Genomic DNA, 5,468 nt, shown 5'->3' with positions numbered 1-5,468 from the left:
GGTCGACACCCGGATGACGCCGGCGTCCCGGTCGTAGGCCGGCATGACCGGGGAGAGCTGCGGGCGTCCGTCGGCCTTGATCGTCGCGAGCACGCCGAGCCGGCTCCGGGCGAGCAGCGCGTGCGGGTCGAACCCTGTGTCCGTCATGCCGGCACCAACCCCGGACCGCCCGTCGCGTATTCCGCCTCGCCCGACCACGGCGCGTAAGCTGCGCCGGTTCCCCGACCGCGTGAGCACCCCGACGAGAGCGCCATGCCCGACCGCCACCTGATCGACGTGCACCTCCTCCTCGTCCGCGACGGCGAGGTCCTGCTCAGCCTCCGCCGGGACGCCGACCCGCTCTTCGACGGGCAGTGGCACCTGCCCGCGGGCAAGGTCGACGCGGGCGAGTCCGTCCTGGCCGCCGCCGTCCGCGAGGCCCGGGAGGAGGTCGGCGTCCACCTCGACCCGGCCGACCTGCGCCTGGTCCACACCCTGCACGTCACCGCTCCCGGCCTCGAACCGCGCCTCGGCCTGTTCTTCGAGGCCCGGCGCTGGACCGGGACACCCGTCAACCGCGAGCCCGACAAGTGCTCCGGCGTCGACTGGTTCCCCCTCCACGCCCTGCCGGACCCGCTGATCGACTACCCGGCCGCGGGCATCCGGGGCTACCTCGCCGGGACCGCCTTCGGGATGCTCGGGTGGGACCTCCCGCCGTCAGTCCACTGAGGACGGACCGGATCAGCCGGCGACGGCCGGTTTGCGCGCGGCCAGGCGTTCCACGGTGCCCGCCTTGAGCCGCTCGGCCCGCTCCACGACGAACCCGGCCCGCTCGACCAGCGGCAGCGGCCGACGGGTCAGGTGGTCGCCCAGCACCCGGACCGTCCACTTCTCCAGCAGCCGCTGACCCCACCGGATCGGCGCGTGGTGGCTGCCGACGTGGTCGAGCAGCAGCAGCCTCCCGCCCGGCCGCAGCACGCGGTGCATCTCGGAGATCGCGGCGCGCTCGTCCGGGAACCCGCACAACCCCAGCGTGCACACCACCGTGTCGAAGGAGGCGTCCGGGAACGGCAGCGCCTGCGCGTCGGCCTCGGTCAGCACGACGGCCCGCCCGAGCTCGGCGGCACGACGGCCGGCCAGCCGCAGCATGACGGGGCTGAAGTCGACTCCGGTCACCTCCACCCCGGCCGGGTAGTGGGCGAGGTTCAAACCGGTCCCGACGGCGACCTCCAGCACCTCCCCCGCGGCCTGCGCGCACACCCACGCCCGACCACCGCCCAGCTGGAGCCGCTCGAACACCCCGATGTCCCGGTCGTAACGCGGCGCGTACCGGTCCCAGACCTGCCGCAGCCGCTCGTCCCCGCCCATGTCCCGATCCCTCCGGTGATTCGGCACCCCCGTCCGCCTTCCGGCCCCGAGGATGCCCGAGGTCCGCGCGGTGATCGGCCGACGACACCGCCACCGGCCTCGTGGGGTCCATCTTCCGGAGAGTGAGTTCACACTGTCAGGTGAATCCCGAACCCGTCGCCCGGTCACCGTGGCGCGCGGGCGCGTCCGGCGTCGGACTGTCCCGTGCCGGCCACCACATGACCGCGTGGTGATGGTGGTGGTTTTTCCAGTGCCCCTGCCAGGATTCGAACCTGGACCGGACGCGTTCTGAGCGCGTTGCCTCTACCGTTGGGCTACAGGGGCTCGTGCGGTTCCGGGGATTCGAACCCCGACTGGACTGGCCCTCAACCAGACGCCTCTACCACTTGGGCTAGAACCGCGTGACCGCTCGCACCGGTCACGAAAAACAATAAATGAGAAATGCCGAACAAAGGGTGCGCGAAACAGAAGAGCCGCCCGGATCGGTTCCCCGATGGGCGGCTCCCACGTGCATGACGGTCGTCACGTCATGGCGGGGAGTCCGCGCTGGTCAGCAGCAGGAGCAGCAGCTCGGGCAGAAGGTGCTGCCCCAGCCCGGCCGACGGGCGCGCGGCAAGGAGCGCGGCGCTCCGAGACGAGCGCGACAACCCTCGCTTCCGCATGTCCGTCATGACTTCCGCCCTTTCGCTGTCGTGTGCCGCAATCATGCACGGACCCCGACCGGGAATGCAATGCTTTTCTCCGAATTACTTCGACACGCAGCGTGGGCAGTGCGGCGCCCACCCCGCGCGTCACGCGGTCAGACTCGTCGCCTGACCGGCCGCACCACCATTCCGATGCCCGCGAGCACCGTGAGCAGGCCGCCCAGCGCGAGCCAGGTGACGTTCACGCCCGTCGAGGCGAGCGGCGGCGACTGCTGCCCCGGTCCGGTCGCCGGTGGAACCGGGGCACCGGGCTCGGGCGTCGGGTCGCCGGGCTGCGGCGCGGGGCCGGGATCCGGCTGGTCCGGCCCTCCGGCCCACACCATCACGACGTGGCTCGTCCCGCTCTCGCTCGCCCGTATGTGCATCGTGAACGGGTCGACCAGGATGTACCGCCCGACCAGGCCGACGTCGTACACACCGGCCGGTACGTCGAGGAACTCGAAGTCGCCACCCGCGTCGCTGGTCGCACGCACCACGACCGCGCCGGTGACCTGGTCCTTCAGGTAGATCTTCACGTTCGGGACCGGTGCGCCGCCGGGCCGGGGAGTCATGTTCGGCGGGCGGACCGAGGACACCACCCGGCCGACGACCACGGCCGCCCGAGCGCCGGGCACCCGCGCGATCGCGTACGCGGAGACGCTGCCGTTGACCTCGGGAGGTGCGCCGAACGTGCACCGGACCACCAGTGCGCCTCCGTCCACGACCGAGGCGTCGATCGGGATTGCCACGCTGGTGGTCGAGGTCGAGTGCGCGGCCACGGTGACGCCCGCGGCCGCCAGGTCCCCGAGGTCGAGCGGGGTCGCGGTGGACGCCTGGCACACCGCCGTGACCTCCGGGACCGGGATCGACCCGCCGTTGGTCAGGATCAGCGACAGGCGGGCGACGTCACCCGCCCGGTAGGTCGCGCGGTCGAACCGGGCCTCGGCGGTGAGCACGTCGGGCACCGGCAGCGCGCCCCTGATCACCACGTCCGGGTCGTCGACACCGTCCACGTGGACCAACGGCGGTCGGAAGTACCACTCGCCCCTGGCGAACCACGTCCGGTAGTCACCGCGGGGCAGGTCGCGGAACGTGAAGCGACCGGTCGAGTCGGTCGTCGTCGAGTACGAGCCACCGGGCCGACCCTCAACGGTGGCGGCGACCTCGAATCCGGCCAGGGACTCGCCGGCGTCCACCACCGTGTTGCCGTTCCGGTCGCCGTAGACGATCCCCGTGTAACCACCGAGTTGGACCTTGACCATCGCGGTGACCGTGACCGTGTTGTCGGCCTCGTCCGCGTCCGGCCCGCTGGACCGGACCGTGACGACGAGGGTGAGGGTGAACGGGTTGTCCGTCGCCTTGACCGGTGAGCTGAGGGTGCCTTCCAGGGCGTGCCCCGGTTCGACGTCCACCTCCCGGGTCGTGGGGAAGCCCTCCCAGTCGTCCGTGTTCTCCAGGTTCGGCGCCGACGAGACCAGTTGCACCCCTCTGGCGGTGGCCGTCCCGCGGTTCATCACGCGAGCGCGCGCGGTGACGTTCTCGTCGACGAAGAACTCGGGGCGGTCGAAGGCGACGGTGATCGCCAGGTCGACCGTTCCGGGTGCCGGTGCCGGCTCCGCAGCGACCGGACCAGTGGCCGGGGTGGTCGGTGGTTCCGTGGTGCCGGGCTCGGCAGCGGCCGGTTCCGTGACGACGGGTGCGGTGGTGGGTTGCGCGGTGATCGGTTCGGTGACAACGGGTTCGGTGGTGGGTTCGGCGGCGGTGGGGTCGGTGACAGCAGGTTCGGTGGCGGGGTCGGCGGCGGTGGCGGTGGCGAGGCCGGCTGAAGTGGTGGGTTCGGCGAACGCCGGGCCGGCCGAGGTGGCGGCGCAGACCGCCGCGGTCAGCAGCAGTGCGCCCACGGATCTTCGTAATCGAGACATCGCGTGCTTCCCTTCTCCGTCCCCCCTTCCCCTATCTCCGCCGGCCGTTGCTTTTCGACACACTTCCACCGGGGTTGGGCGACCACCGCGATACCGCTTCGACAGCGGACTACGATGGCCGCTCAGCCAAGCCCTTCCCCACACGGCCGACGAACCACGAGGTGCACATGCGGGAACCCCGGGCGCTCGCGGACCTGCCGTTCGCCGCTTACCTGGAGGACCACGACGGGGAGCACTTGGAGCCGGGCGGTGACTACAACGTCGTCCGCTTCACCGACCGGGAGTTCCCGGGGTCCACGGCGGACAACGCGCGGTTCAGCGAGTCGGCCCTCTCCGGCGTGCGGCTGACCGACGGGTCCCTGCGCCGGTCCCGCTTCAACGACGTGTGGCTGCACGGCGTGCAGGTCATGGGCACCGACTTCGCCGAGACCTCCTGGCTGGACGCGGAGGTCGTCAACAGCGCGTTCGCCGGCGTGGCGGTGTACGACAGCGAGCTGAGCCGGGTGACCTTCTTCGGCTGCAAGCTGGTCTCGGTCAACCTGCGCGGCGCGAAGCTGCGCCAGGTGGCGTTCGTGAACAGCATCCTGCGCGACGTGGACTTCACCGAGGCCGAGCTGACCGCCGTCTCCTTCCCCGGCTCCACGCTCGAGGACGCCCGGTTCGACCGGGCGCGGCTGGACAAGGTGGACCTCCGCGGGGCCGCCGCGCTCGGCATCCGCAGCGGCTACGACTCCTTGCGCGGTGCGACGATCACCTTCACCCAGGCGCTCGACCTCGCCCCCGCCTTCGCCCAGGCGCTCGGCATCACGCTGAAGGACTGACGCTGAACGACTGACGCCGAACGCCCGACGCCGGGCGCGTCGCGACGGGAGCCGCGGGTGATCCCGGTCGACGGCGGGGTGTGCCAGACGGGCGGCCGTTCCCCGACGGTCGCGGATCCTCAGGGGTGGAGGCGGATCGGGTGCCCGTTCGTGCTCTTGGGTGCCGCGCGCATCCCGAAGTGGAGGTAGGGCGAGCCGTCCGGGAGCGTGTAGAAGGCGACCGGGGCCCACGGCTCGTGCTCGTTGCGCCGCGCGGCGAACAGCCCGCCCTGCACCGGCACGAGGTCCACGTGGGTCATCGCGTTGATCGCGGCCAGCTCGCCGGTGCTCTCGCCGCGCAGGTGCAGCACGCCGTCCCGCTCGGTCACCTCGACGTCGTACCCCTCGCGCAGGTACGAGCCGACGTACTGGCCGACGTCCACCGCAGGCGGCTCGGTCGGCGGTTCGAAGACCGGCACCGCGACACCGGCGTGCTCGGTCAGCAGCTCGGTGAACAACCGGTGGTAGACCTCGGACGGCACGCCGCCGTTGGTGAGCAGCGCGACCGCCACCCCCGCCGCCGGCACGACCCGCAGGAACGCCTTCTGCCCGATCGTCGCGCCGTCGTGGCCGACGACCCGACCGCCGGGCCAGTCGTAGGTGATCCAGCCGAGGCCCCAGCGCGCGCCGGCGGCCTCCCCAGTGGGCAGCTCGAC

At 72.0% G+C, this 5,468-nt stretch carries 6 protein-coding genes and 2 tRNA genes; 2 read left to right on the top strand and 6 right to left on the bottom strand.

The genetic code is table 11. The features are described from left to right. Positions 1-147, bottom strand: a 147-nt coding sequence (locus tag AB0G02_RS27205) for a pyridoxamine 5'-phosphate oxidase family protein (RefSeq protein WP_360798998.1), incomplete at its 3' end; no start/stop codon positions are given. Positions 148-252: 105 nt separating this feature from the next. On the opposite strand from AB0G02_RS27205, the gene AB0G02_RS27200 reads away from it, so the two are divergent. Further along, positions 253-708: an NUDIX domain-containing protein gene (locus tag AB0G02_RS27200; protein ID WP_360798995.1), complete on the top strand. Its 456-nt coding sequence runs from the start codon at positions 253-255 to the stop codon at positions 706-708. Between the two features lie 12 nt (positions 709-720). Here the strand turns inward: AB0G02_RS27200 and AB0G02_RS27195 are convergent, their stop codons facing one another. From AB0G02_RS27195 to AB0G02_RS27180, 4 genes are all read right to left on the bottom strand, one after another. Beyond that, complete coding sequence (locus tag AB0G02_RS27195) at positions 721-1,347, bottom strand: methyltransferase domain-containing protein (protein ID WP_360798992.1); 627 nt, start codon at positions 1,345-1,347, stop codon at positions 721-723. A gap of 251 nt (positions 1,348-1,598) precedes the next feature. Continuing rightward, a tRNA-Leu gene (locus AB0G02_RS27190) sits at positions 1,599-1,671 on the bottom strand. 3 nt (positions 1,672-1,674) lie between these two features. Then, positions 1,675-1,748, bottom strand: a tRNA-Leu gene (locus AB0G02_RS27185). A gap of 398 nt (positions 1,749-2,146) precedes the next feature. Beyond that, positions 2,147-3,931 (bottom strand): hypothetical protein, encoded by a 1,785-nt coding sequence (locus AB0G02_RS27180; protein ID WP_360798989.1) that lies wholly within the window; start codon positions 3,929-3,931, stop codon positions 2,147-2,149. Positions 3,932-4,119: 188 nt separating this feature from the next. On the opposite strand from AB0G02_RS27180, the gene AB0G02_RS27175 reads away from it, so the two are divergent. Beyond that, complete coding sequence (locus AB0G02_RS27175) at positions 4,120-4,773, top strand: pentapeptide repeat-containing protein (RefSeq protein WP_360798986.1); 654 nt, start codon at positions 4,120-4,122, stop codon at positions 4,771-4,773. 119 nt (positions 4,774-4,892) lie between these two features. On the opposite strand, the gene AB0G02_RS27170 is transcribed toward AB0G02_RS27175, so the two are convergent. Further along, positions 4,893-5,468, bottom strand: a 576-nt coding sequence (locus AB0G02_RS27170; RefSeq protein WP_360798983.1) for a serine hydrolase, incomplete at its 5' end; no start/stop codon positions are given.

This window comes from Actinosynnema sp. NPDC023658, from assembly GCF_040639995.1.
Lineage (GTDB): Bacteria > Actinomycetota > Actinomycetes > Mycobacteriales > Pseudonocardiaceae > Actinosynnema.
The sequence above is the reverse complement of the archived record's forward strand: the minus strand, read 5'-3'. Positions and strand labels throughout refer to the sequence as shown.

Coding starts and splice junctions, on each gene's coding strand:
- AB0G02_RS27200 (WP_360798995.1), top strand. CDS start 253: ATGCCCGACCGCCACCTGATCGACGTGCACCTCCTCCTCGTCCGCGAC.
- AB0G02_RS27195 (WP_360798992.1), bottom strand. CDS start 1,347: ATGGGCGGGGACGAGCGGCTGCGGCAGGTCTGGGACCGGTACGCGCCG.
- AB0G02_RS27175 (WP_360798986.1), top strand. CDS start 4,120: ATGCGGGAACCCCGGGCGCTCGCGGACCTGCCGTTCGCCGCTTACCTG.